Source organism: Pseudoalteromonas sp. 1_2015MBL_MicDiv, from assembly GCF_002407505.1.
GTDB lineage: Bacteria > Pseudomonadota > Gammaproteobacteria > Enterobacterales > Alteromonadaceae > Pseudoalteromonas > Pseudoalteromonas fuliginea.
On sequence record NZ_CP012737.1, the window covers coordinates 471,911 to 497,888 of the forward strand.

At 40.1% G+C, this 25,978-nt stretch carries 22 protein-coding genes; all 22 read left to right on the forward strand.

The genetic code is table 11. The annotated features are described in order from the left end of the window. Window position 1 precedes the first annotated feature (1 nt). The 22 genes from AOR04_RS02105 (at window position 2) to AOR04_RS02215 (ending at window position 25,964) form a co-directional block, all read left to right on the forward strand. Complete coding sequence (locus AOR04_RS02105) at window positions 2–1,987, forward strand: ATP-binding protein (protein WP_007378998.1); 1,986 nt, start codon at window positions 2–4, stop codon at window positions 1,985–1,987. Further along, window positions 1,965–2,591 (forward strand): Pvc16 family protein, encoded by a 627-nt coding sequence (locus tag AOR04_RS02110; protein ID WP_007378999.1) that lies wholly within the window; start codon window positions 1,965–1,967, stop codon window positions 2,589–2,591. The genes AOR04_RS02105 and AOR04_RS02110 overlap by 23 nt, the downstream gene beginning before the upstream one ends. Window positions 2,592–2,702: 111 nt before the next feature. Beyond that, a complete protein-coding gene (locus AOR04_RS02115) occupies window positions 2,703–4,715 on the forward strand; it encodes a hypothetical protein (RefSeq protein ID WP_096792388.1) in 2,013 nt (670 codons plus the stop codon). A gap of 62 nt (window positions 4,716–4,777) precedes the next feature. Then, complete coding sequence (locus AOR04_RS02120) at window positions 4,778–5,272, forward strand: hypothetical protein (protein ID WP_096792389.1); 495 nt, start codon at window positions 4,778–4,780, stop codon at window positions 5,270–5,272. A gap of 28 nt (window positions 5,273–5,300) precedes the next feature. Next, window positions 5,301–5,783, forward strand: coding sequence for a hypothetical protein (locus AOR04_RS02125; RefSeq protein WP_007377706.1), 483 nt, complete (start codon window positions 5,301–5,303; stop codon window positions 5,781–5,783). Window positions 5,784–5,855: 72 nt separating this feature from the next. Next, window positions 5,856–6,224 (forward strand): eCIS core domain-containing protein, encoded by a 369-nt coding sequence (locus AOR04_RS02130; protein WP_008138021.1) that lies wholly within the window; start codon window positions 5,856–5,858, stop codon window positions 6,222–6,224. 833 nt (window positions 6,225–7,057) lie between these two features. Continuing rightward, complete coding sequence (locus tag AOR04_RS02140; protein WP_096792390.1) at window positions 7,058–8,101, forward strand: hypothetical protein; 1,044 nt, start codon at window positions 7,058–7,060, stop codon at window positions 8,099–8,101. A 165-nt stretch (window positions 8,102–8,266) separates the two neighbouring features. After that, the gene (locus tag AOR04_RS02145) at window positions 8,267–8,983 is read left to right on the forward strand and encodes a hypothetical protein (protein WP_096792391.1); all 717 of its coding nucleotides are present in this window, start codon (window positions 8,267–8,269) and stop codon (window positions 8,981–8,983) included. 111 nt (window positions 8,984–9,094) lie between these two features. Continuing rightward, a complete protein-coding gene (locus AOR04_RS02150; protein WP_096792392.1) occupies window positions 9,095–9,682 on the forward strand; it encodes a hypothetical protein in 588 nt (195 codons plus the stop codon). Between the two features lie 488 nt (window positions 9,683–10,170). Continuing rightward, the gene (locus AOR04_RS02155; protein WP_198403005.1) at window positions 10,171–11,151 is read left to right on the forward strand and encodes a transposase; all 981 of its coding nucleotides are present in this window, start codon (window positions 10,171–10,173) and stop codon (window positions 11,149–11,151) included. 277 nt (window positions 11,152–11,428) lie between these two features. Next, complete coding sequence (locus AOR04_RS02160) at window positions 11,429–12,607, forward strand: IS4 family transposase (RefSeq protein WP_096792381.1); 1,179 nt, start codon at window positions 11,429–11,431, stop codon at window positions 12,605–12,607. A 165-nt stretch (window positions 12,608–12,772) separates the two neighbouring features. Then, on the forward strand, window positions 12,773–13,189 hold the full coding sequence (locus AOR04_RS02165) for a hypothetical protein (protein WP_007377702.1): 417 nt from the start codon (window positions 12,773–12,775) through the stop codon (window positions 13,187–13,189). 63 nt (window positions 13,190–13,252) lie between these two features. Then, window positions 13,253–13,654: a 3TM-type holin gene (locus AOR04_RS02170; protein WP_007377701.1), complete on the forward strand. Its 402-nt coding sequence runs from the start codon at window positions 13,253–13,255 to the stop codon at window positions 13,652–13,654. A gap of 671 nt (window positions 13,655–14,325) precedes the next feature. Then, window positions 14,326–15,765, forward strand: a complete 1,440-nt coding sequence (locus AOR04_RS02175) for a phage tail sheath family protein (RefSeq protein WP_007377700.1) — start codon at window positions 14,326–14,328, stop codon at window positions 15,763–15,765. 133 nt (window positions 15,766–15,898) lie between these two features. Next, window positions 15,899–16,345 carry a phage tail protein gene (locus AOR04_RS02180; protein ID WP_007377699.1) on the forward strand — a complete coding sequence of 149 codons (447 nt, stop codon included), beginning with the start codon at window positions 15,899–15,901 and terminating at the stop codon, window positions 16,343–16,345. Window positions 16,346–16,394: 49 nt separating this feature from the next. After that, window positions 16,395–16,850 carry a phage tail protein gene (locus AOR04_RS02185; RefSeq protein WP_008136322.1) on the forward strand — a complete coding sequence of 152 codons (456 nt, stop codon included), beginning with the start codon at window positions 16,395–16,397 and terminating at the stop codon, window positions 16,848–16,850. 24 nt (window positions 16,851–16,874) lie between these two features. Continuing rightward, window positions 16,875–17,078: a hypothetical protein gene (locus AOR04_RS02190; RefSeq protein ID WP_007377697.1), complete on the forward strand. Its 204-nt coding sequence runs from the start codon at window positions 16,875–16,877 to the stop codon at window positions 17,076–17,078. Window positions 17,079–17,080: 2 nt separating this feature from the next. Beyond that, window positions 17,081–17,815 (forward strand): CIS tube protein, encoded by a 735-nt coding sequence (locus tag AOR04_RS02195; RefSeq protein ID WP_007377696.1) that lies wholly within the window; start codon window positions 17,081–17,083, stop codon window positions 17,813–17,815. 1 nt (window position 17,816) lies between these two features. Then, a complete protein-coding gene (locus tag AOR04_RS02200; RefSeq protein ID WP_008136320.1) occupies window positions 17,817–19,439 on the forward strand; it encodes a phage baseplate assembly protein V in 1,623 nt (540 codons plus the stop codon). A 28-nt stretch (window positions 19,440–19,467) separates the two neighbouring features. After that, the gene (locus tag AOR04_RS02205) at window positions 19,468–19,872 is read left to right on the forward strand and encodes a GPW/gp25 family protein (RefSeq protein WP_008136319.1); all 405 of its coding nucleotides are present in this window, start codon (window positions 19,468–19,470) and stop codon (window positions 19,870–19,872) included. 88 nt (window positions 19,873–19,960) lie between these two features. Further along, window positions 19,961–23,143, forward strand: coding sequence for a hypothetical protein (locus AOR04_RS02210; RefSeq protein ID WP_096792393.1), 3,183 nt, complete (start codon window positions 19,961–19,963; stop codon window positions 23,141–23,143). A 121-nt stretch (window positions 23,144–23,264) separates the two neighbouring features. Next, complete coding sequence (locus tag AOR04_RS02215) at window positions 23,265–25,964, forward strand: hypothetical protein (protein ID WP_096792394.1); 2,700 nt, start codon at window positions 23,265–23,267, stop codon at window positions 25,962–25,964. Window positions 25,965–25,978: the final 14 nt, after the last annotated feature.

Genomic DNA, 25,978 nt, shown 5'->3' on the forward strand with positions numbered 1-25,978 from the left:
TATGAGTGCCATTATACCTCAATTACAAGTGCCTCATTCAGAGCAAGAGCGGCGAGTTGCTTATCATCTCTATCAGTTTGGTAGTGCGCTAAAAGCACAAGATGAACATCTAAGTGATACTGTTAAAGAGCTACATGAGCAGTTAAATAAACTAATTTTTATGCCACGGTTTAACCATCTTACTGATTTATTTTCGTTGTCTCATTCTGAAACTAAGTTGCTAGCACTTGTTTATATTCAAGTTCAAGATCCAGACGTAATAGCCCCATTTTTAGGATTAAGTTGGTTTGAGCAAGGGCCAACATTGAGTTTAGATAAGTTAGTAACATTAGTGGACGAATCTTTAAATAAATACAACACCATAGCAGAATTTGGCCCTAAATCAGCATTGTTTAAATGGGGGTTAATATACCTAACAAATGAGAGTATAGGTTTACAAAGCGCAGTGAATATTGCCCCTTATTTACATGAATTTTTGCAATGTGGTACTACAAGCTGTGATTACCTTAGTTTCTTTACTTTAGTAGACACGGCGCAGGACCCAGTATTTGATAGTTGTTTTAGTTTACCAGAAGAGGTTGCAGCTCAATCATTACTTATTATCGACAGTGAAAATGATGAAATAACCGCCTGGTATACTCAGCAGTTGGCATTACGGTGCGATACCACGTTGGCACACTATGTAGCAGAGCCAAACAATGGTTTCAACATATCTCATTTAGCGCATGAATTTGCCTGCTTACAGCTCATAGCTCAAACGCAACCAGTATTATTGTATTGGCCCGAAATTGGTAGCTTGTTACAACACAACTTAATTCAATTAAATACTCTAGTTGAGCAATGTACAAAATTGGCGTTAATAACAACAACAGCTAGCCCCTTGTTTGACGAGGTATTTACGCAATCATTAAAAATTAAAGTACAAGTACCAAATTTGTCACAATTAAAAGAGGCTTGGTTGTCGTTATGTAATAGCGAGCAACATACGCATTTAGATAAAGCCCAAGCTCAGCAGTTGGTGGCTAAATATCCCGTAGCGTTACCTCATATGAAGCAGCTAGCAAATAATGCTAAGGCAGATAAAAGTGATGAACAAGATTACTGGGAAACATTGCAAGCGCTGTGTTTTTCAGCGCAAAGTCAACACTGCGATGAACTAGCTAAATTGTGTCAAGCGCGCTTTACCCTCGACGACATGATATTGAATGACAAAATTACGGTGCAATTGCAGGAGTTAATCGCCAGAATTAATTTTAAAGCTTCATTACAACAGCGTCTACCTAGTTTTAATCAAGGATGTAAAGCGCTATTTTGGGGTAAACCAGGCACTGGTAAATCTATGGCCGCAGAAGCCATTGCAGGTGAATTGCAACTACCACTGTACATAGTTAATTTGGCCAATATTGCCAGTAAATGGATAGGTGAAACTGAAAAGCACTTAGCTAAGCTATTTGATTCAGCTCAGAAATATAATGCGGTACTCATGTTTGACGAAGCAGATGCGATTTTTGCAAAACGCAGCGAGGTAGAGTCAAGCCATGATAAAAACGCCAATATGGGCGTAAGTTACCTACTTCAACGTATGGAACACTACACGGGCTTGTTGTTACTAAGTACTAACTTTAAAAGTAACCTTGATGAGGCATTTTTACGTCGCTTTCAAGGGGTAATTGAGTTTACTTTACCTGATAAACAGCAGCGCGTTGATATTTGGCAGCGTAATTTAAGCACCAATGCAGATAGTGATTTATGCCAAGGCATTAGCCAACTTGCAGCATTGTTTGAGCTCAGTGCTGCGCAAATAATCAATATCTGCGAAATGGCATTGTTGCAAAGTTTGATCGCTGACAAAAAGTTGATTAGTCGAGCCGAGATTGCCAATGCATTACATAGAGAACTCTCAAAACAACATGCCGGCTTTATGACCCAGCAATCTTTATCAACGTGGTTAACGGGAGGGCACAATGGACGCAACCTTAATTTATAAAGTACAACAGGCACTTGATTCGTTTATTAAAGACAAAGTTTTATCGCTCAATAATAACGATGATGTAGTAGATACTTCTATTGTATTGAGCTTTCAAGCGCCAGATAATGAATTTACTACTGGTTTAGGCAGCGACCCCGCAATAAATTGTTATTTAGTTGGTATAACTGAAGATATTCAGCGTCGTCAAAGTGAGCCACCTCGTACGCAAATAAATTTTACGCAAACTCACCGTACACGATTCATTGAGCCTAAATTTGTGTCATTGACTTATATGCTAACCGTTTGGAGTAAAAACCCACAGCAAAGCGCTGCGATAGAGCATTTGATCATGGGCTATTTAATTGCAGGTATAGGACGGTACGATTTTCTACCTGAAGAGTTACTACTCGCACAACAAATTGATATATCACCTTATGGTATCCGCAGCCAAATATTCGGTAATGAGTACAGTGAAAAAGTAACAGGGCAAGTATGGCAGGCACTCGGGAGTACGCCTAAAGCAACCATTCTCTATACGCTCTCTTTGCCTATGCCAGTATTTGAGCCAGTACAACTGCCAATAGTAAAAGAAATTAATAAACTATTAGATAACAAAGCTTAATTTAACCTCAATTATTTTACCTAACAGATCCCATAATTTAATCGGCAGTTGTTGAGCATTCAGCTCAGCGGCTGAAATCATCATTTATTTATTAGATTACAGAGGAATATTATGAGTACTTCAGAACTCAATGAACGATTAAAAAGCTACTTTCAGCGTGGTGATATCCCTACTCAACAAGAATTTGGGGATCTAATTGATACGGCAACAAGCAGTATCAATAATGATCGTTTACCAGAGCAGATAGATTTAACTCAAATTGGAGAAAATTCATCGCTTAAAGTGAAAGAGGTTATAGCTAATGGCGCACAAATCACGAATATAGCCAACAATCATTTACCGCCTCAAATAGATTTAACGCAGAGTGGATTGGTCACCGATTCAAGTGTAAAAGCGGGTGAATTAATTGGTGATGGGGCAAAAATAAGCAATATAGCCAACAATCATTTACCGCCTCAAATAGATTTAACGCAGAGTGGATTGGTCACCGATTCAAGTGTAAAAGCGGGTGAATTAATTGGTGATGGGGCAAAAATAAGCAATATAGCAAACAATCATTTACCGCCACAAATAGATTTAACGCAGAGTGGCTTGGTCACCGATTCAAGTGTAAAAGCGGATGAATTAATTGGTGATGGGGCAAAAATAAGCAATATAGCCAACAATCATTTACCGCCTCAAATAGATTTAACGCAGAGTGGATTGGTCACCGATTCAAGTGTAAAAGCAGGTGAATTTATTGGTGATGGGGCAAAAATAAGCAATATAGCCAACAATCATTTACCGCCTCAAATAGATTTAACGCATAGTGGCTTAGTCACTGATTCAAGTGTAAAAGCAGGTGAATTTATTGGTGATGGGTCAGGCCTTATAAACTTACCTCAGATTGATCTCCCTTCGCAAATTGACTTAACCCAAGCGGGAACGGTGACGGATTCGCGCATTGAAGCAGGTGAATTTATTGGTGATGGATCTGGCCTTATAAACTTACCTCAGATTGATCTCCCTTCGCAAATTGACTTAACCCAAGCGGGAACGGTGACGGATTCGCGCATTGAAGCAGGTGAATTTATTGGTGATGGATCTGGCCTTATAAACTTACCTCAGATTGATCTCCCTTCGCAAGTTGACTTAACCCAAGCGGGAACGGTGACGGATTCGCGCATTAAAGCAGGTGAATTTATTGGTGATGGGGCTAGGTTATCTAATATTCAAACTACTAGTTTACCCATTGCAACGTTTGCAGATATTCAAATGGGTGATACAAGCAAGCTGACTACCGCACAACACGGTGGCTGGTTAAATCAAAAAGTAGAAGCGCTTACATGCCCCAATTTGTTGTCGCTGCTGATTGCATGTGTTGAGACAACACAAAACATCGATATTGATAACGTTCCTAGTGAAATTGATGGTTATATGCTTGTTGATGGTGATTTGGTGTTATTGAACGCCCAAACGAATAAGAGTGAAAACCGCATATGGCAAGTAAATGAACTATCAAGCTCATTTTCTTTACAGTCTGTGGTCCGCTATGAACCTGTTGACATGGTTCACGGCGATGCGGTGATCATAACTCAAGGTGACATTTATAAAGATCAAGCATTTATGCTTAGGGCTATTTACGATAATGATGCTGATTTTGAGTATCAATGGAAAATGACAGCCAGTTTAGTGACTGTTGGTGATGGGCTCATAAAGAGTAAAAACCGCTTCAGTGTAAATTTCGCTTCAGCTAATGATCTCGCTAATGGCAGAGTTGATAAGGTTATTGATAGTGCTTTATTAAAGCAAAACTTAACTTCGCTTGGGCAACAGCTTCAAAACCAAATGCTTAATATTAACCCTCAAGTACACACTAATGACTTTACTATTGACGCAAATTCCATTCATTTTTTAGATCTTACAGATGACACTACATTGACAGCTATAATTGATGAAAAAGTCACCTATTTTAGGGTGCAGGACTTTAGTGGAACTTGGGGGACAAACAGCCAAGTTATTCTTAAATTTGCAGATAACTCCAGCCTTACAATATTGCTCAACAGCTCACATGCTTATTATGATTTATACAAAGTAAATGACATTTTTTATTCCTATGACTCAACTGGCAAATTTTTTCTCTAAGGCAACCAGTTATTAATTTAGTCATCAATTCAAACACCCCCTCCTTCTAAAAGGAAAACCCTATGAATAATTTTGTAAACGTGATCCAAAAACTTGAAGAACTGAGTGCTCGTGATAGTAATAAAGCTAGAAGCCTAAACTTATTAAATAGTGTTATTTATCAGGTTCGTGCTGATATGAACCAATATTTAGGTATGCAAACAACTGACTTACACAGGGTAGAAGATATTGCAGATGTGCTTGGCTATGCTGGTCGTGTAGTCGCCGCTAGTGATGACTTACCAGTGACCCCGGTTGAGCCTGCCATGTTTGGCGCAACAGAGTTTTACACGGGGGATTACTTTTTGGTTAAAAATGGTCCTGATCGCGGTATTTATCCAATCACCATTTTTGATGATGGGGCTGGTTTTAAAACGTACGACCTAGACCCTGCTTTAAAACGATATTTAGGCGATGTTGCCGTTGTTGTACTTAAATTAGTTGAAAATGATTTAGTACAAAAACACAGTATATTCAACCTCTCCAACGATATATGGCAAGAGCGTGTAATTGCGTAATCACGTAATTTTACGGTACAACTAAGCCATGTTTACGACCTTTCGAGAAAAGCTAAAACACTACTTCATTACAGGTGCAAAACCAACCCAGGCGCAGTTTGCCGAGTTTTTAGATGCAGCGTTTATTCAAAGTGATGATGGCATTACGAAGAAGTCATCTGCAGCGGGGCAAGTACTGACCTTTTTACTGCAAGAACACCATCATAACAATGCAGTTTTTCAACAAAGTGTGTGTATTCAAGGCGATTTAATTGTAGAGGGGCAGCTACTCGGTGCCCCTTCATCAAGCGCCACAACACCAACCAGCCGAGTTTATGAAACATCAAACTACAGTGCGGCTAACGCAAATACCCAACAAGTTAGCGTGCCAATTGGCTGTATTTTACTCTACTGCGGCGCACAAATCCCCGACGGCTTTTTAGCCTGCGACGGCCTAAACGGTACTCCTAGTTTGGCACCGTTGGTGGATAACCCCATTCAACCGATTCGTTACATTATTAAAATGCATTAATGCTGCTTTTTATTCATTGACATCTTATATACGGCAGCTTCATTTAACCTATTATTATACCTTGGAATTTTTATGTACCAGTCACTTAATCAAAAGCAGCAAGAACACGACACGCTCCCCGTACAACGCCAAGCAATAAGCCGAGAAACGCGTTTAAAAGACAACGTAGGCAGCATGATGGGCGTCGATTTAAGCCACGTTGCTGTGCATACCAACTCATCCAAGCCCGCGCAACTTAATGCCCACGCCTATGCCCAAGGCAGAGAAGTACACATCAGCCCGGGGCAAGACCGCCATTTAGGGCATGAGCTTGCTCACATTGGCCAGCAAATGCAAGGTCGCGTACAAGCCACTACCCAGTTTGCAGGGCAAGCGGTGAATGATGATCCAAAATTAGAACATGAAGCCGATGTGATAGGGGCAAGAGCAGAGAGTATGTGACTAAGTTAGAGCGTCATGTCGAATTGACAAGCTTTGTTTTAAGTTAAGTGTTGTGAAGCAAGTGACTTGACCCCTTATCTCTACACATTGGCCAGCAAATGCAAGGTCGCGTACAAGCCACTACCCAGTTTGCAGGGCAAGCGGTGAATGATGATCCAAAATTAGAACATGAAGCCGATGTGATAGGGGCAAGAGCAGAGAGTATGTGACTAAGTTAGAGCGTCATGTCGAATTGACAAGCTTTGTTTTAAGTTAAGTGTTGTGAAGCAAGTGACTTGACCCCTTATCTCTACTACCCAGTTTGCAGGGCAAGCGGTGAATGATGATCCAAAATTAGAACATGAAGCCGATGTGATAGGGGCAAGAGCAGAGAGTATGTGACTAAGTTAGAGCGTCATGTCGAATTGACAAGCTTTGTTTTAAGTTAAGTGTTGTGAAGCAAGTGACTTGACCCCTTATCTCTATGACCCCTTATCTCTATTGCTAGGGCATTCTAGCTCTAAAACGACCGAGATTTATACGCACATAACCACGAAAGGTTTTGAGGGGATAAGTTCACCGCTGGATGAGATTGACGGGTTGTGAATAGATGACCAAAAGAGTGGCGCTTTAACAGCCCATGCGGGTATTAAAGAGCTACCGCTAATGGGAAGTAGATGAAGTTTAAAAAAGTGGACTTTTAACAGCCAAAATAGGTGTTAAAAGTCCAGAAATGATAATGAGATAGTCAGAATAAACGCCACATCCACCACTGTGTGGTGTATCTGGGATTGTTATAGGCAATAAAAAAAGCCTATAACATCGAAAAAACCCAATTAAAAAAGGTTTGAAATATGTATGAACAAGTAGATAAACCGAAAGAGAACAAAAGTAGGGCTGTGGCTAATTCTGTTACTCAAAAGAAAAGTGATGTGAAGCAAGGTTTTGGGTTTGTGGATAATAGGTCTGACGCAACTTCTAAAAGAAAAATGAAAGAGACCGTTAATGATAGTCTTAAATCGATACAGTTAAAAGTAGGTGAGGTTACAGGTAGTCTTGGGAAAACGAATATTCCAAGTATTAGTTATGGCCGGCTGAGTACTACAGTATTGCAACGCCAAATATTAATTGGGGACAAGTGGGAAGGTCATGCAGATGATGTTCTGGTAAGTGATATTGAGAAAGACGTAAAGCCTCGGTTGAACTCCTGGTCAGAGCTTAAAGATAATATATTTAAAAAAGGAACCAATGGAGATACTAATAAGGCAGTCAACGCCTATTACACTGTCGACCTCAGTATAGGCGTGTCTCCATTCGAAGCTGACATTCGAGCATCCCTTAGAAAGCACAATAACCGTACAAGCTTCGCTGACAGAAGTGATTTATACAGACAAGTGACACAAGACATCAAACTCTCTCTATTGGGTTTCCACAATATAGCCGGTATTGCCCATCATGACGGGCAATTTAAAAGAACTGACGATGGCTTTGGTGGTTCTGCCAGTGGCCGTAAGAAGAAACTTGTTATTTATCGAACCATGCCTAAAGCCGATTGGAGTAATTACAAAGGCAGTGGTGATTTGAAAGATATTCTGTTTGGTCATGGAGGCTCTCTTGGTCAGGCAATGCACTATTTTGATAAATCTAAAAAGAGTAGTAAAGATGATGTGCTTGTTGAATTTAAATTTTCAGGTGATGCTTCGAAGCTATTGGACTATTCAAAAGTTAACGGAGGAGGTGAGGGCGGTGCCCCACAGGGTAATAAATTGACTGGTAAATCAGAGCAGAACGACATTATGAAAGTAGATAAAGATGTTTTTAGTGTCCACTTACATAAAAGTAAAGACTTAATAAAAGAACTGAAGCCACAAGTTCGTCTCGTTGAGAAGGTTTTATGAAAGTTAATATACACCCAATCAAAAAAACAGGCACTGAATTTAGCCTTTACCACAGAAGCCCATAACAAAACCTAAAAGCCATTGAAAACGTCTTTTAGCCTGATTGTTATAGGCAATAAAGAAAGCCTATAACAACCACTGAATAAAAATTAAAAGGTTTGAGATATGTATGCACAAGTAGAAAAGATGAAAGAGAACAAAAGTACGACAATTGCTAATAATGTTGGACAGAAAAAAAGGAATTCTAGCCAGGGTTTTGGATTTGTGGATAATCGCTCCTTGTCAATATTGCAAAAAAATACAATGGTCAGCCAAAGCCGTAGACAATTAAAGAGTATAAATAGTGAATTGGTCGATAAGTCTATCAAGAAAAAGGACAATTCGAGACCGGGGGATACTCTTCAGAGAGTATGTTATTCCGTGAAAGGAAACGGAACGCATGATGGAGATACTGCGCCTAAATCGGGGTTTACTAATCAGGATACGTATTATAAAGATGGGGTTGTGGCTGTAAACTTTAACTCAACTCGTATAGGAGTAAATGAACTGGATGGTAGCGGTTTGGTACCCACTTCTGATGTGACTCATCTAGTGGGGCAGGTAGATCATATCGTTCCAGCGAATTTGGGAGGCGGAGCATTGGACAGTAACGGAAGGTTAATCGATGCAAAATCAAATATGAGCAGAGGGGATAATTTCACCAAATTCAATCCGAAATTTGCTACAGATGATATAGTCATAGTAGCTGATAATAACAAGGCATATGAAACCGCAACTAACGCAATGAATTATGGTGGAGCAGCTGCGGCACAAATAAAGTATTTACATGATCAGTTCCCTGCTATTTGGGGACCTACTAAGCGTTTTCAAATGCCAAAATAATCCCATAACAAAACCTAAAAATCATTAAAACGCTTTTTAGCTCAATTGTTATAGGCAATAAAGAAAAGCCTATAACAATCGCTAAAGTCCAATTTAAAAAGGTTTGTAAATATGTATGCACAAGTAGAAAAGTCCAAAGAGAATAAAAGTATAGCTATTGTTAATTCTGTTGCGCAGCGGAGATTACAATCACAAGTAAAACAGCGGGTTAAGAGCGAGGCCTTTTTAGTACCGATAGAAGGGTCGCAATATACTGGTTCTGGGTGGGCAGGATCTGGTCCGGGGGAACTATTTTCGAGTGGTGAAAGACATAGTCTTTTAGGTAATAATAAAACCAAAACTGTTAAAAAAGAAACATTAATCGGATCTTTTGATCTTTTAAGTGACGATAATGATGGCTCAAGACTGCTTAGTCCTGGTGATTTATCAACTGACCTAGCTGCGGTTGATCATATAGTGCCAAAAGCGGGTGGTGGTGGAAATCACCCAGCTAATGCTCAAATAATTTCATACTCGAAAAATTCTAGCAAAAGTGATTCATATCCTTGGGGGCCTTTCAAGGGCGATGTGAAAGTATATAATCCAGCAAATGACCATGTGTATAAGAATACAACTACCGCTAAAGCATATGGTGCAAATGTTACTGAGCTAGAAAAGACATATAATTCATGGTGGTTGCAGGACTTAAAAACGATGTAGTTTATGTATAAAACGCCTATAACAAAACCTAAAACCCATTAAAACGTCTTTTAGCCCAATTGTTATAGGCAATTGAAGAAAGCCTATAACAACGAATAAAGCTAATTCAAAAAGGTTTGAGTTATGTATGAACAAGTAGAAAAACCAAAAGAATACGAAAAAAGGGGTCCGAAAAAAGGGGTCAAATCACTGAAAAAAGGGGTCTGAAAAAAGGGGTCAAATCACTTGCTTCATGATATAGGTCGACTACCTTCAAAGGAGTATTATTAAAACAGGTAGTTCAAAATGCCAAGGCCACAACGAATTGAGTACGAACATGCTTTTTATCATGTTATGAACCGTGGGCGCGGACGGAAAAATACCTTTCACGACGAATTATACTTTCAAGCCTTTTTAATCACATTGTATGAAAAAAGGGGTCAAATCACTTGCTTCATGATATAGGTCGACTACCTTCAAAGGAGTATTATTAAAACAGGTAGTTCAAAATGCCAAGGCCACAACGAATTGAGTACGAACATGCTTTTTATCATGTTATGAACCGTGGGCGCGGACGGAAAAATACCTTTCACGACGAATTATACTTTCAAGCCTTTTTAATCACATTGGGTGAAGCACAAGCGCGCTTTGATTGCGTTATTCATGCGTATTGCCTTATGACGAACCATTATCATTTGTTGATTGAAACACCCAAAGCTAATTTAGGCCGTGTTATGCGCCATATTAATGGGGTTTATACTCAGCGATATAATAAGTTGAAGCATACCGATGGGCCATTATTTCGTGGGAGGTACAAAGCGATATTGGTCGAAAAAGATGAGTATTTGCTGCAATTAAGCCGCTATATCCATCGTAATCCTATTGATATGACTATGCCGCTGGTGGATGACTTAGCGCACTATTCTTGGTCGAGCTACCCAGCTTATATCGGGAAAGTAAAACCACCAGAATGGCTTACGCGCGACTTTACTTATCAAATACTGGGTCATCGTCACAAGTTTAAGCAGTACAAAGCTTATGTATTACGAGGTAGCAGTGATGAACTCACTGACTTTTACGACAAAGGTAATATTGCATCGGTTTTGGGTAGTGATGGTTTTAAACGTTGGCTTAAAAATACTCAGCTTATAAATAGCCCCGAACCTGAGGTTTTACAGCAACTAAAACCGAATATCACAATGAATGAGGTGGTTATGGCGGTTGCTGATTATTATGCTTGCCCGCTATCTAAAATTACCAGTGTGCTTAAAGGGCCAAGCAAAGGATTTGAAGGACGTAAAGTTGCCATGTATTTTTGCCAAGAGGTTTTGGCTGAAAAGTTAAGTAATATTGCAGAGTATTTTAACCTTGGTCATAGTGGCTCTGTGAGTTTTATTACTCATCAAATAAGGAAAAAGCGCAGAGAAGATAAGCAATTTTCAAAACAATTAGATGCTATTTTTGACAGTATTATGAAGCAAGCGATTTGACCCCTTAAGACCTTTGATGCTATTTTTGACAGTATTATGAAGCAAGCGATTTGACCCCTTAAGACCCCTTAAGACCTTTCTTAAGACCCTTTCAAAAAAATTAGATGCTATTTTTGACAGTATTATGAAGCAAGCGATTTGACCCCTTAAGACCCTGACCTCTTAAGACCCTGGCTCCTTATAAGACCCGTTGGCCTGACGAATCCCCAAAACGTGACAGGCACAGCAATTTATGATCTTATGTAAATCACCACAACCCACATAAGTCACAACTGCTATGCCTGACACATCAGTTTGCCATAAGTACTTTAAACATGCATTAGCGCCATTCAATAATGCCAGAGTAAAAACATTACTAAGCTGCAGTAATGCATTAATTTCGGGCAATAAACTTACCTTAACTGAAATCGGCAGAAATTTGTCTGGCGCTGTGGATGTAAAACATAAAATAAAACGCGTTGATCGCTTCTTAAAAAATACTCACCTCTACAATGAAAGGGTCGCTATCTATAAAGCATTAGCTCATCCTATTATCGACTCTTTACCAATGCTTGCAATTGCCGTTGACTGGAGCGGTGCCTGTGGTCACGACTATCACTTACTGCGAGCAAGCTTACTTGTGGATGGGCGCTCTATCGTGATTTATAACATGATTGTTGAGCAGAAGAATTTTGATAGCCCAGCAACCAACAGCCTGTTTTTAGATGAACTTTATGAAGTGCTTGGACGACATCCTAGTGTCTATATTGTAACAGACGGCGGCTTTCTTACGCCTTGGTATAGTAAAGTACGCGAACTTGGTTGGCATATGATAGGTCGATTAAGAGGCTCAATGAAGTGTAAACTAGCCATGCAATCACAATGGCATACATTAAAACAACTTAGGGCTGGTGCCAGCGATATACCAAAGGCGTTAGGTCAAGCACGACTAACTCAGTCCAGCCCGACAGCATGCGATGCATTTTTACACGTATATCATGGAAAAAATAAAGGAAGAAAAGGAAAAAGCAGATTTACGAAAGATACAAAAATGTATCAAAACTTAGCGAAAGAGCCATGGTTACTCGCGACATCAGACAATACAATGACGAGTAAGCGAGTAGTTGGTTTATATAGTAAAAGAATGCAAATAGAGCAAAATTTCCGCGATGACAAAAGTTTGAGATATGGTTTTTCGTGGCGTTTTAGTAAAAGCACCGGCATAAATAGAATAGGAATATTATGCTTGATAGCCACAATAGCGAGCACTGCGTTATGGTTTATAGGGTGTGAAGCAGAAAAAAGAAAGTGGCATATAAAATTTCAAGCAAATAGTGTTAAGAATCGCCGAGTTCTTTCATTTTTAACCTTAGCCAAGCAAGTCATAAAGCTATGTAAGAGACGTATTACACAAAGCTATATAGAAAAAAGTTTAAAAAACTTTATTTTTAATTATCAAAAAGAGGCCGCTGGATAAAGTGGGGATCCCTCAGCCCGTTGGCTTCCTTGACTTCTTTCCTGACCCCTTAAACTTCCTACATGATTGTACTTTCATTTATTGTGATAATGTTGGATTTCACATTTTTACTTTTCACGCGTCTGTTCAGGTATGCAATTTATTTTATTTGAGTAAGGGATGGTTATGCCGCTTGTATGTGTGGATGGTGCTGCGATTAAAATTACAGTTAATGGCGCCCAGCAGCTAGTAAAAACCAGTGATAAAATTCCAACTGCGACTAAAAACAAATTCTCACAAGGTAAAAAAGCAGTGCTCACTGAGGATGATGTAAAACAGTGGTTGCAAAAATTTCAGTCAAACTACGATAACGCTGCTTTTAAGGGCGGTATTGCGATGGGTAAAGTCATTTCTGGTAAGCCAAATTTAACGGTTAAAGGTAAGTCTAAAACAGCGCTAGTCACCAAAGACACGCAAATAATGGCGCTACTACAAATTTCAAAACCAGCGCAAAGTCCACAAGGTGTACCCGATCCCGTTCCTATGATCAATATTACTATTGAGTTTACTGATGCAGGGCAGACAAAGCTTACAGTTGTTTAGTTCGTGGAGCGTTATTACTCTTCATCAGCAAAAAAGCATATTTAATTTTAAGCAGGAGAATAAATGATGGGACTGTTATCGGTTTTATTTTCTTCCAAAGCACAAGAGCCTATTAACGCAATCGGCTCAATACTAGATGAGTTATTTACTAGTGATGAAGAAACGCTAAATTTAGATATTCTCAAACAACGTGTAGCGCAGCAACCTAATTTAGTTCAAGCAAAAATTAATCAAGTGCAAGCATCTCACCGTAGTTTATTTGTGGCGGGTGCCCGGCCTTTTTTAATGTGGGTGTGCGGCCTTGGCTTTTTATTTGCCTTTGTTATTAATCCTATATTGCAGTGGTTGTTGCCAGAGATTGGTACTCCACAATTACCACTCGACGTCATGATGGAGCTTACTTTGGCCATGTTGGGGTTAGCGGGCTTACGAACCGTTGAAAAACTCAAAGGTGTTTCTCGCTAACTATAAAATAATGCATTACAAAATTATATTTCAATTAGTTTTCACATTTCTTATCGAACAACGTCTTCTGAACACAATATAAATAAACTTGTTATTAGGGCTGTTTACCTTTCGAGGTTGAATTTACAGCGGTATGTTTGGTTTGTAGGCAACGCAGCGCAGCGCCTATGCTGCGTTATCCCCTATAAATAGGCGATAACGCAGTATAAAAAACCAAACATGTGTAGCCCTTTGGGTTCGCCCTAGGGGCGATTTACTCTTTGTTGCTTGGTTTCAATTTATTGTTACATGGATGTAAGCCAATAGGGTAACGCAAGATCAGTTACCGAGCCCACTAGGTTATAAACCTCGCAACGCGATTAATCGTCCCTAGATAGAACAAGCTGTAATCTTAAAAGGTTAACAGGCCTTAACGTGACAGATGAAGCTGGTTGTGAGGTAACTCAAATTTTCTTCTAAGTAAGTTTCAATTATTTTGCCATCAGTTGTGACTGATGAGGCGGAGCCGTGGGTTAACCCATAAAGTCTTTTGAGTACTAAGTAGGATCCGCCAGGCGTTTATCCATTTTATTTGGTGGGTAGGCATTGATAAAAGGCTTGCTTGGTGCTCAATCCCTAATTCTTGCCATTTCGGCGTTTAAGAATGCGTTCTATTAACTAAAGGAAATACTATGTCTCAATATAAAACCCCTGACGTCTACGTTAGAGAAAAATCAATTCTACCGCCGTCAGTCGCAGAGGTGGCAACGGCTATTCCAGCATTTATTGGTCATACCACTCAACTTAATGAAGCCGGTGATGCTGCCAACTTTTTAAACATGCCAGTGCGTATTACTAGCATGGTGCAGTTTGAAGCAAACTTTGGTGGCCCATACAAAGAGAGCTTTACGCTAATGCCTAGCTCTAAAGGTTATGATATTACCAATGTAGCGGCTGTTGCTGATGATCTTGCAAAACTAGAAGGCGCTAAGTTCTTTCTTCATCAAGCAGTTAGTCACTTTTTTGCTAATGGTGGTGGGGCGTGTTATGTCGTTTCTATTGGTATGGCAGGTACACTTGCGTCAAAAGAGTCTTATAGCGCTGGCATTGACCTTTTAAATAAGGTTGATGAAGTAACACTTATTTCATCTCCAGAAGCAATTGGTTTAGACGAAGTTGGCCACTACGAGGTGCAAAATAAGGCGCTTAAACATGCAGAAAAACGCATGGACCGTTTTGCATTAGTTGATGTGCAAATGCAAGAAACGCCTGCTGGGACTACTGCAATTGTTCATGACTCTGAACGTTTGCGCGCCAAAGTAACGCAGGGTTTAAAATATGGTGCATCTTACTACCCATATTTAAAGACGACTATCGCACGCAGTTACGATGAAGCAAACGTGACTGTTAAGGTGGTAGAAGATGAAACAGCAGACCCTATAACTTACAAAGATGTGATGCTATCTGTACTAGGTAATGATGACAGTACAAATACAGATTATAACGCGCAAATTTATAATCAAGCTAAGGCGGCGTTAGCAAAAAGTTATCTCGTATTGCCTCCGTCACCTGCCGTTGCGGGTATTATCGCTAAAACCGACAAAGAACGCGGAGTATGGAAAGCACCTGCTAACGTAGCTTTATCGCAAGTGCTTGCGCCAACGCTTGCTATTGATAGCACTGAGCAAGAGAGCCTTAACGTTGATGCCATTTCTGGTAAATCAATCAACGCGATTCGTACCTTTGTTGGTAAAGGGACTTTGGTTTGGGGTGCACGTACTCTTGCTGGTAATGACAATGAGTGGCGCTATGTATCGGTTCGCCGTTTATTTAACTTAGTGGAAGAGTCAATTCAAAAAGCCACACAGTTTGCGGTGTTTGAGCCAAACACGCCTTTCACTTGGTTAAAGCTCAAAACCATGATTGAAAGTTACCTTGAGAATTTATGGCGTCAAGGTGCTTTCTTTGGTGAGACCCCAGATCAAGCCTTCTTTGTAAACGTAGGCCTTGGCCAAACCATGACCGAAGACGACATCAATAATGGTGTAATGAATATAGAAATTGGTTTAGCTGCGGTACGCCCTGCTGAGTTTATTGTATTAACCTTCTCACATAAGAGCTTAGAAGGCTAACGAACCCGACCAAGGTTGGTTGGGGGTCATATTTATACGTTTTATGTTTTCTCAATCAGCCTTTTTAATTTACTTATTTACCTAAGTTTTATTGTAACTTGGGCACTAAAATTATTATTTTTTGGAGTTTTTTATGGCTACTACAGCAGCAGATATTGCAGCAGAATACCCGATCCCGGTATATCGATTTGTCGTTAGTTTTGGTGAGGAGAGCATTCCGTTTTCTGAAGTGTCGGGCTTAGACATTGGTGTTGAAACCATTACTTACAAAGATGGTTACGGCAAAAAGCACATGCCTGGGCAATCAACCGATGTGAATATCACACTTAAACGAGGTTTAGTGCGTCAAAAGAGTCAGTTTTATGATTGGATTTCATCAATTAGCTTAAATTTGGTTGATAAAAAAGACATTACTATTTCACTCACTAACGAAGACCGTTCACAGCCATTGGTTACTTGGAAGGTGATTAATGCTTTTCCTAAAAAGCTTACAGCGCCAAGTATTAATGGTGGCTCAAACGAAGCCAGTGTGGAGTCGTTAGAAATGATGGCCGATGATATTAAGATCGAATTCCACTAATTTTATTCTCCTTGTCTTGGGCACGTTAGTGCCCTTTTTGGACATTACTATGATTCAAGAACTAACAACACCTATGGTGGGATACCGCTTTGCTGCGCTAATTACATCAGCGGCTATACCGAATCCGATAGATATTTTTTTTAAGGAAATCAGTGGCCTAAAAGTTAATCGCAACATTGAGTATGACGGTAATCGAGCAACGGTAGGCAGTAATAAACAATCGCGCACCTTAACTTTGAAACGTGGTGTACTGCGCACTGGTAGCACCTTGGAATTAACAAACTTTATTAGTTTGCCGCAGTGGAATCAGTTTGCGGTTCGCAACGATATTTTGATCACTTTACTTAGCGATAACAACCTACCCACAAAAGCATGGCTAGTCACTCGCGCATTTATGGAAAGTTGGGAGTGGGACAGTCTAGATGCAACGCGTAACGATGTACTCATTGAGTCTATTACGTTTAGCTATCAAAACTTGGTGACAGTGCCAATTCCTTTTACTTAACACATTAAAGACAAGGTGATGCTAATGGAAATTCAATGTGATGCGATTCATGTTAAAGCTCGTTTATCTGGACAAAGTGAACCTGATGGCGATAGGCCGCAATCACAAAGTACTAGCACAGGCGAAAATACTGGGACTATTAATAACCAAGTTGAACAAATCGAAAAATCTTTAAAACGCTACATAGACAAGCAATTTCAGCAATTTACTAAACAAAAAAGGCCATAAAAATGATAGGTATTGGTGCAAATGCGGCTGGGTCACCGCTATGTAAAGTGACCTTTTATAGTAAAATAGAGCGTGGCTCTGGTAACCAGCTGGCTGAGATGACACTTGCGTATGATGCAAAATCGTTGCAAACCAGCTATTCCAACAGTATTCAAAAATCACAAACGATAGGCGCCGAAAGCGGCGCAAGCCAATATCAAAAGTCTTCGCCTTCAAAGCTATCGGTGACCTTTTTGCTAGATGACACCATTATTGATTTACCCACCGAATTACTAGCAAAGTTGCAAGGGAACATAGAAACAGAAAAAAACATCCAAACTTTGTTGAAGTATGGCACCGCAGTTCAGAGTGAAACACACGAACCCACTTATGTGACAGTCCAACCATTGAATATGGTACTTAATCATGGCCCAAGTGGGACATTTGATGGCATGTTATGCACCACTAAAGTAGAAACTGAACTGGTAGATAACAAAGGACGCCGTTTAAAAGCCAAAGTTCATTGTTGCGTGGTGGAGTGTTTATCTGAAAAAGAAATGAAACTTAAATCAGGTAAAAGTTCTCCCGACTTAACTCATGTTATTCAACATAAGGCGGGCAGTTCGGTGCTTGTACAAAGTGCAAAAATATACGGCAACCAACAGTTTGTACATCAGGTGGCGATGGTTAATCGTCTACCTTCTATTCGTAGCGCTGAGGTGGGTACGCAAATCATTTATCCTCCGTTGGAGCGTTAGTATGGATTTGCGATATACCATTGCCGTAGAGGGCAACAAAATCAGTGATAAATTTGCCTTGCGAGAAGCAACTGTAAAAAACGGCGTTAATCAAATTGCGCATCTGAGTTTAGTAATTGACGACGGTGATATGGCCAAAGAAACCTTTGCTAAAACTGATGAAGGGCTATTCACTATGGGTAAAGCGATAGAGCTAAAAGCCGGCTTTGGTGATGGCGAACAAAGTGTGCTATTTAGCGGTGTTATTACTGCTCAAGGTATAGGCTTTGAACGGCAACCATTTATGCATATTGAAGCTCGAGCCGATACAATTAAGCTGTGTCAAAGTGCCATGAGTAAACTCTATGATGAAAAAGCCAAAGACGGCGATATTCTCAGTGATTTACTCACTACATACGGTGCAACGCCTGGCACTATAGCGGCCAGTAAAATTGAACATCACCAATTTTTAGTGGTGGATGAACAGCCATGGGCGGTGTTTATGCGCCGAGTGCTGTGCAATGGTTTTGCATTTTTTAACGATGGCAAAAATCACGTTGTTGATTTGGCAAAACACACTCCCACTGCGCATGAATTTAACGTGGCAATGGATGGCTGTGTTGATTTCGCTTTGCACTGTGATGTGAGTTCGCATCTTAAAAAACTGCAATACAGTAGTTGGGATATAAAAGAACAAAAACTCTACGACAATGCTGATCCAGTCATGCCGGCTGCTAAGTTTAAAACTCACAGTGATGCAGATACGGCGATGGCTTTACCTGATACTTTACGCCTATCACAAGCACCTATTGAAAAATTAGAGTTGGCGGCTAAAGCCGGTGCTGAGCAATATTATCGATTACTCGATATGTACCAAGGGCATGTACGTATAGATATGTCTGCGCAAAAAGCGCTTACTAAAGTCAAGCATTTAGATGCACTGACACTCTCTGGAGTGGGAAAGGAATATAGTGGTGATTATGTGGTGGGTGAAATTCATCACCATTTGTCGAGTGATGGCTGGTTTAGTGAATTCATACTGGGTGTTCCTTTAACGCTAAGTATTTGGTCAGACTATGCTAAACCAAGTTATACCCCAATATTAATAGGGAAAGTAGCTGCATTTAAAGCCGATGCACAAGCATTACACCGTATCCCAGTTTTATTACCCAGTGCCAGTGGTGAAAAACCACTTTGGGCACGGTTAGCCAGTCCTTTCTCAGGAGCTGAAGAGGGGTTGTTTCTGCCCCCAGACATAGATACAGAAGTAATGGTTGGATTTATTGGGGGCGATAGTCGTTACCCTGTGATTTTAGGTGCATGTCATAACCCCAAAGCAAAGCCACCATTTGAATATGATGATAAAAATGAGCAGCGCGGATTGTTTTTTAAAGAGCAAGCATTAGCGTTGCAATTCACCTTAAAAGAGCCGCTACTTACACTACAAAGTAGCGCCGATCACACCATCACTTTTGACGCTAAAGAAGGCTTAAAACTAACCCAAAAAGACATGACGTCTTTGGTTGCAGGGGAGTCATTAATGATTGAAAGCAAAGATAAGTCTACCTTAGAGGTGGCAAAAGCCATTAATTTTAAAACTTCAGATAGCATCACACTAGAAGGCAAAGGTGTGGATGTAAAATAACCTCAAATTAAGGCTAAAAGGAGCAGCAATGTTAAATCAAGCTTTTCTAGGAACTGGCTGGAGCTTTCCCGTGCAGTTTAGCAACCCCGCCACAGGGCCTGGTATGGATAGCGGTGAAACCTTACTTAAACAAGCGATTCATTTGACTTTAAATACCTTAGTCGGAGAGCGGCCTTTGTCGCCCAATATGGGTTCTGGTCTTTCGAGTTATTCATTTGCTGATGCTAATGAACAGAGTTTATCGCAACTAAGACAAGAAATTGCCACCGTGTTACTTAATCATGAACCTCGTATTACTCTGCAAACCATCGAATTTGATAGTAGCGAATTGTACGACGGCGTGCTGTTAATTCAGCTTAACTACGTGATACGGCAAACCAACAGCCGTAGCAACATGGTGTTTCCATTCTACTTGACTGAGCAGTCAGTTTAGCCACTATCAAAGTACGTTCTGTCATCTTTGTGAGCACGCTTTATTTTATTGCATTTTAATTAAATCTATTACTTATCAAGGTACTATCATGACTTTGAAGTCTAACAACAACCTCACCGTTGCGACGCTTAATACAGTTAACCCAAGTGAAGTGGGACGAAGTCAACTAGGGCGGAATATTAAAGCGTTATCTCGTTCTTTTTTTTACATAGAGCCGCGTACTGTAGACGCTTGGTTGAAGTACTTATCTGTGCTGGCCAAACAAGTAAACTATATCGATGAGCGTGTATTATCAGCTAATGGCACATGGGAAAACCTACTACCCGAGCCAGAAAAGCTTGCGGGTCTTGCGCAGCTAATTGAATATGGTAACGCGGATGAACATATTAAACAGTTAGCCAGTCGTCCTGATATGGCGTTATTACTCACCTTTATAGATTTATTACAACACAGTAATGCTCAGTTTAATCAATTTGTAGCGCGGCATTTAGATCATTTTTATGGTGAAGTGTTGCGCTTTGAGCCGTTATCAGAAAGCGCAGACAGTGCGCATTTAGTAATGTCGTTGAATAATGTTGATATGCTGACTTTACCTGCGGGAACACAATTTGATGGTGGTAAAGATGCAGAGGGAGCCCCTCTTATTTACAGTACTGATGAAGTAGTGACTATTAGCAAAGCGCAAGTGGATTATGTTGCTACTGTTAATAAAATCAAGTCTTCAGACCGAATCAGTTTAAATCAGCAAGTATTACTTGATAATGAGCAGAGTATATTACTTGAGCAAAGCGAGCCTACTTTTGGGCAAAAGCTAGCTGAACAAGTGTCATCAAGTGTTGAGGTTGGCTTTAAAATTGCTTCACAAGATTTATTTTTAAGTGGCGGTGAACGTATCGTCAGCTTAGGTTTTGGAGAACAAGCACTGTTACAAAATTGGTTAACTTGGTTTGACTTCTATATTTCCACCAGTGAAGGGATAAAAGAAATCGATGCAGCTCAATTGAGCGTTGTTGAACAGCATCTGCAATTAACATTCAATAGTTTGTTTCCTGCCATAACACCATTAGAAGATACGCCTATTGGCGAAGATAAAGCCCTGCCTTTTATTGCTTTGGTACTTAAAAATGATTATTACTATCTGCTCTATAGTGATGATTCGAGTGTATTTACGCGCTTTAATAGTTTCACAATCTCACAAATGAGTTTAACTACACAAGTGAGCGGTCTAGGTGGCGTGGTTGCGAATAATGGCGAGATAGATTTAGATACCTCAAAGCCATTTGAGCCGTTTGGTCTGACGCCAAGGTTGGCGTCTAAAGTTCATTTTACTCACCCCGAACTGGTTATCAAAAATATCACTCATGCTAATGTCGAGTTTGCATGGTTAGATAGACCCGATAATTTTGATAATTATTATCGTGCCTACAGTTATTATTACAGTGCACAGCATAGTCTAGATGAACGCTATTTTGATAGCAGCGCCTCATGTGGTATTGATCAACCTTGTGAAGGCATTGAATTGTTGGTGGAAACACTGTTTTCAAGTGATTGCCACTGCTTAACTTGGCCACACACTGTGGTGAATATTTCTCGCTCAGATGCGAGAAGTGATGCGCAAACGCATCTTGAGTTGTTTTATAATGAAGATTCGGGCGCGTTGCCTGAAGTAAAAAATAATATCGCTATTAACACACTAACCTTTGTGTATAACGATAATAATGCATTGCGTGACTATCAGCTATTACCCCTTGATGAGCCAACAGCTAGTAAATGGCCTAAGTATTATACCTTAGAGTTATCAGAGCAAGATTTTGCCCACAAAGATTATACCAAAGTGATTGAGCTATTTGCTTATAAGAATGCTAATTCAAATAACCCTGTATTAGTGAATGCACCTTACACCCCAACTCTTGATAGCTTAACTTTACACTATGAGAGTGAAAGTATTACTTCATCAGCGCTGACAGTGGGTAATCCTATTTTTTTAGAGCATATAACTCCTGTAGGGCGACCAACTGAGCAATTAAACAAGCAAAGCCTATTGTCTTTACTGCCCAGAATAGAAAAATTTGGTTATTTGTATATAGCGCTTAGCCAAGTCAATACGCCAGGGCAAGTGCGTATGTACTATCAGGTTGACCCCGTTGATGGTTATAACATGGGTGATAACCCGTTATTTGTATGGGAGTACTTTAACGCAGGTACTTGGCATCGTTTCAAGCGTGAAGAATCACAAGGTCAAGCGGGTGAGGGGCGCATCCTCAGAGACAGCACTTATGATCTACTCGATTCGGGGTTAGTGGTATTTTATTTACCTGAGCTGACACAAGACGGTTCATTTAATCACGATGGTAAGCTTTGGCTACGCGCCACGGTAGATCATAGTCAAACTGAAGTGCCGAGTAGCTTCGTTAATGCTTTTCCTATTTACTCCAAACTCAAAGGGGTGTTTGCGCAAGGTATGAAGGTGATTCTAACCAGCCAAGGTAATGACGCCTCTCATTTTGATCAACCATTACCCAGTGAGTCTATTAGTAAGTTGCTATTACCCAATCCTAACGTTGATAAAGTATTGCAGCCTTTTGCTTCTTTTGATGCCAAAGTAGCAGAAAAAACAGTGCAATTTGACCGTCGGGTGAGTGAGCGATTACATCATCGACAGCGCTTATTAAGCGCGTGGGATTATGAGCACTTCGTTTTACAAACTTTCCCGCAGTTGCATTCGGTACGCCCTGTGGTTAATGCATCTGGTTTATCGCTTGTAGTTGTACCGCTTAATTATGATGTTACGGTGTTGCAGCCCAAGGTGCCGCGTTATCTTAAGCGACAAGTTAGGGAGCAGGTAAATGCGTTGTCTGTACCAAACTTAACAATTGAAATAGATGATCCAAATTATGTTGAAGTACAGCTGGAATTGATCGTAAAAATTGATCCATTATACGATATTCAAAGCACTGTTATTGACCTGAACGAGATGGTAGTAGATTCACTAACACCATGGAATAAATTAGATAAACCGCTTGAGCGTACTATTTATTTAGCATCAATAGCACAAGTGCTAGAAACCCACCCTGCAGTGGATATGATTCAAGTGATCCGTGCCACTAAAAAAGGTCAAACTGAGAAACAATACAGCGTAATTAGCGCCGATAATGCACATGATATTTTAGTGCCTGCTCGCAATCACAAAATAGCCCTCGCTAATACCTTAGGCGATGTATTTGAAGGTATTGGCAAATGGGAAATTGAACTGGATTTTGTTGTTCAATAAGCCCGTATTCCCCCACTAAATTAATTATTAAACGGCCGCTTACAAAATAATTGAAATTAATTTTCACAGTTTTTGGATGCGTGCGTCTTGTAGTTATTCATATGACTAATTCAGGAATGTTATGGACAATCAAGTTCTGCAGATCTTAAATATTGCGCCCAGAAATACGGGGCAAGATTTAGAGGCACTGCGTCAGCAAGGCATAGCTAGAATACAACAATTCGCGCCCAATACCTGGACCGATCACAACCGTTTTGATCCTGGTGTAACGGTACTAGAAGTGTTGGTGTATGTGCTGTCTGATCTCAGTTATAAGTTGGACTATCCAATTCCGGAGCTATTAGCGCAACCACATAGTGGGGGGAGTGTTAAATTTTACGAGCCCGAGCAAGTGTTATTTAGTCACTGTGTGACAGAAGATGACTATCGACGCCTTATTTTAGATTTACTAGAAGTTAAAAATGTACATGTTATATCGCGTCAAACCGAAGGCTCAAATGCCACTGTTTTAGATTTTAATGTGCTGTTGTACTCAACTAATGACGACAAAAAAACAAATGTAACACAGCTGATTAGCCGTGTATTTAGCCAAGCTCGATGCGTGAACCATAGACTAGGTGATATTACATTTTATGACGTCAGTAAAGTGACAATAGGCATGACCTTGTCATTACAACATGTTGATAATTTAGTGGCTTTATTAACGGATTTGTATACGTTAATCGGTCGGGAGATCTCCCCTGATATCCCTAAGTATTCTGCGCAGCAGTTATTACAACTTGGCATGAGTACTGGGCAAATCTATCAAGGACCCAAATTACATCATGGCTTTGTACTAGATGAAGACTTACATAAGTCATCTTATAGCGTGCGCTTGTTTAGCTCAGACATTTTAAGTGTATTACATGGGTATGAAAACATAGAGCGCGTTAACGCGTTTCGGTTTTTAGCCGATCAGAATAATGCGGATGGGAACTACAATGCTCAAGATGGTTATGAGTTTTGGCAAATTCAATTTGGTAGCGATGATAACGAGCAAATCGTTAACATTGCGCAATTAGGCTTTGATGAAGATAATTTTTTTAATGACTTAAATTTACTGATTGATGGTCAGTCATATCAGCTAACCGAACAAGAAAAAACCCTGATACGCCAAGGTTTGCAGGTGCTTAATCAAGCTCCTCAAGTTACTCAGTCAGTCATGTTACCTGAATTTGAGCAAGCAGGGCATTTAGGATTAAGTGACTATCGTTCATTACAGAATGAACTTCCACAAGTGTATGCTGTTGCAGAGCACACCTTAAATGAAGCTATTGATAGTACTGAAAAGGCTCGATTACTACAGTTTAAAGGGTATTTACATCTGTTTGATCAAATACTGGCAGATCAGCATAAACAACTTGATGTTTTGCCCGATATTCTCTCGCTTCCAAAGCCGCAATCATTTGAAAGTTTGGGTAAGTTACTCGATTGTATGTTGGCTAGTGAGTCGTTAAATGCTCAACAGGTCGACGTATTTTGGCAGCATGCTTGCACTTTACCGCATTCGCAATTAAGTCAGGCGCTAGAAGAAATAAGTGGAATTGAGCATTTGTTAGATACTCAATCGCTTAATTACAGGCAGCGGGGCATGCAACACAGCCTTGAGAGTGACTTTTCTATTGCACAATTGACACGATTAAATCAAAGCGTAGACCATTTACTAGCACGATTTGCTGAACGTCCTGTTGATAGTAATTTATTAAAATACAAAGCGGTATTTGCGCTTTATGCACCAAGCTTAAAAGATGAACGAGATCCTAACCCTGATGAATCATTGCTTGAGCGTTTGGTATTGTTGCGTCAGTACATAGATAAATGCCGCTTGCTAAGTGAGATTGGTGATTTAGGGCAGAATCGTTGTCGTGGTTTTGATTATCTTTCTAAAACTTTACAGTATCAGCATTGCAGTTCTATGGCTAAGGGTATTATGCGCCGCCTTGGCATGTCGCACCCTGGTCAAATGCCATTGGCCACCCATAACCGAGAAAGCTTTTACTTGGTTGAAGGGAGTTTACTTACAACGCCAGCACTGAGCGATACTTTACATGTCATTTTACCTGATTGGACAACTCGTTTTGCCACAGCAGAATTTCAGGATTTTGTACAACGTACGATCCGTGAATACACGCCGTTGCATATGCCTGTGCAATGTCTATGGCTAGACAGAGAAACGATGAGTTTATTTGAACGCTTATATTATGGTTGGTTGAATTATTTTGCGCAAACTCAACGTACTCGTTTTAGTGAGCAAAATGACACTCTGCTAAATATTACAGAGCAACTTAGCCAGCTACTAAGTTCTTTTTTAATTGAACCCAAAAGTACTGATGACAAAGGCCACACACATTGGCTGCTTGCAGATTTAATACTCACGTATCAAGCACTGCAGCATGGTAATTGGAATGCAATAAAAGCCACCATAGTGGAGCTACTCAATACCTACGATAGTGAACATTCAAATACTGATTTTATTATCACAGGGCAAAACGCTGATCAAATACATGATTCGGTTAATGAGAATATCCTAAGCCACGATGCGAACTTTCCCGATGGATTTGATGCCGATACTATTTTTTATCTAACAGCACAGCATCACATTGATGAAATCTGTCGCCCTAGTCTACAAGAGCATGCATCCCGTCAGCAGCGGCTCGCCATTAGCTATACGCCTTTGGCTTATTTAAAGCCACTTTTTCCTGTGTCTATTTCTGCTATTAATCCAATTTCGCCAGAGAAGTACCAATTTATCGTTGCTAACAGCACGCCAAATCGAATTTAATTAAGGAACACATA

Excerpts from the sequence above, each read along its gene's own strand:
- AOR04_RS02105 (WP_007378998.1), top strand. The coding sequence starts at position 2 with ATGAGTGCCATTATACCTCAATTACAAGTGCCTCATTCAGAGCAAGAG.
- AOR04_RS02110 (WP_007378999.1), top strand. The coding sequence starts at position 1,965 with ATGGACGCAACCTTAATTTATAAAGTACAACAGGCACTTGATTCGTTT.
- AOR04_RS02115 (WP_096792388.1), top strand. The coding sequence starts at position 2,703 with ATGAGTACTTCAGAACTCAATGAACGATTAAAAAGCTACTTTCAGCGT.
- AOR04_RS02120 (WP_096792389.1), top strand. The coding sequence starts at position 4,778 with ATGAATAATTTTGTAAACGTGATCCAAAAACTTGAAGAACTGAGTGCT.
- AOR04_RS02125 (WP_007377706.1), top strand. The coding sequence starts at position 5,301 with ATGTTTACGACCTTTCGAGAAAAGCTAAAACACTACTTCATTACAGGT.
- AOR04_RS02130 (WP_008138021.1), top strand. The coding sequence starts at position 5,856 with ATGTACCAGTCACTTAATCAAAAGCAGCAAGAACACGACACGCTCCCC.
- AOR04_RS02140 (WP_096792390.1), top strand. The coding sequence starts at position 7,058 with ATGTATGAACAAGTAGATAAACCGAAAGAGAACAAAAGTAGGGCTGTG.
- AOR04_RS02145 (WP_096792391.1), top strand. The coding sequence starts at position 8,267 with ATGTATGCACAAGTAGAAAAGATGAAAGAGAACAAAAGTACGACAATT.
- AOR04_RS02150 (WP_096792392.1), top strand. The coding sequence starts at position 9,095 with ATGTATGCACAAGTAGAAAAGTCCAAAGAGAATAAAAGTATAGCTATT.
- AOR04_RS02155 (WP_198403005.1), top strand. The coding sequence starts at position 10,171 with ATGCCAAGGCCACAACGAATTGAGTACGAACATGCTTTTTATCATGTT.
- AOR04_RS02160 (WP_096792381.1), top strand. The coding sequence starts at position 11,429 with ATGCCTGACACATCAGTTTGCCATAAGTACTTTAAACATGCATTAGCG.
- AOR04_RS02165 (WP_007377702.1), top strand. The coding sequence starts at position 12,773 with ATGCCGCTTGTATGTGTGGATGGTGCTGCGATTAAAATTACAGTTAAT.
- AOR04_RS02170 (WP_007377701.1), top strand. The coding sequence starts at position 13,253 with ATGATGGGACTGTTATCGGTTTTATTTTCTTCCAAAGCACAAGAGCCT.
- AOR04_RS02175 (WP_007377700.1), top strand. The coding sequence starts at position 14,326 with ATGTCTCAATATAAAACCCCTGACGTCTACGTTAGAGAAAAATCAATT.
- AOR04_RS02180 (WP_007377699.1), top strand. The coding sequence starts at position 15,899 with ATGGCTACTACAGCAGCAGATATTGCAGCAGAATACCCGATCCCGGTA.
- AOR04_RS02185 (WP_008136322.1), top strand. The coding sequence starts at position 16,395 with ATGATTCAAGAACTAACAACACCTATGGTGGGATACCGCTTTGCTGCG.
- AOR04_RS02190 (WP_007377697.1), top strand. The coding sequence starts at position 16,875 with ATGGAAATTCAATGTGATGCGATTCATGTTAAAGCTCGTTTATCTGGA.
- AOR04_RS02195 (WP_007377696.1), top strand. The coding sequence starts at position 17,081 with ATGATAGGTATTGGTGCAAATGCGGCTGGGTCACCGCTATGTAAAGTG.
- AOR04_RS02200 (WP_008136320.1), top strand. The coding sequence starts at position 17,817 with ATGGATTTGCGATATACCATTGCCGTAGAGGGCAACAAAATCAGTGAT.
- AOR04_RS02205 (WP_008136319.1), top strand. The coding sequence starts at position 19,468 with ATGTTAAATCAAGCTTTTCTAGGAACTGGCTGGAGCTTTCCCGTGCAG.
- AOR04_RS02210 (WP_096792393.1), top strand. The coding sequence starts at position 19,961 with ATGACTTTGAAGTCTAACAACAACCTCACCGTTGCGACGCTTAATACA.
- AOR04_RS02215 (WP_096792394.1), top strand. The coding sequence starts at position 23,265 with ATGGACAATCAAGTTCTGCAGATCTTAAATATTGCGCCCAGAAATACG.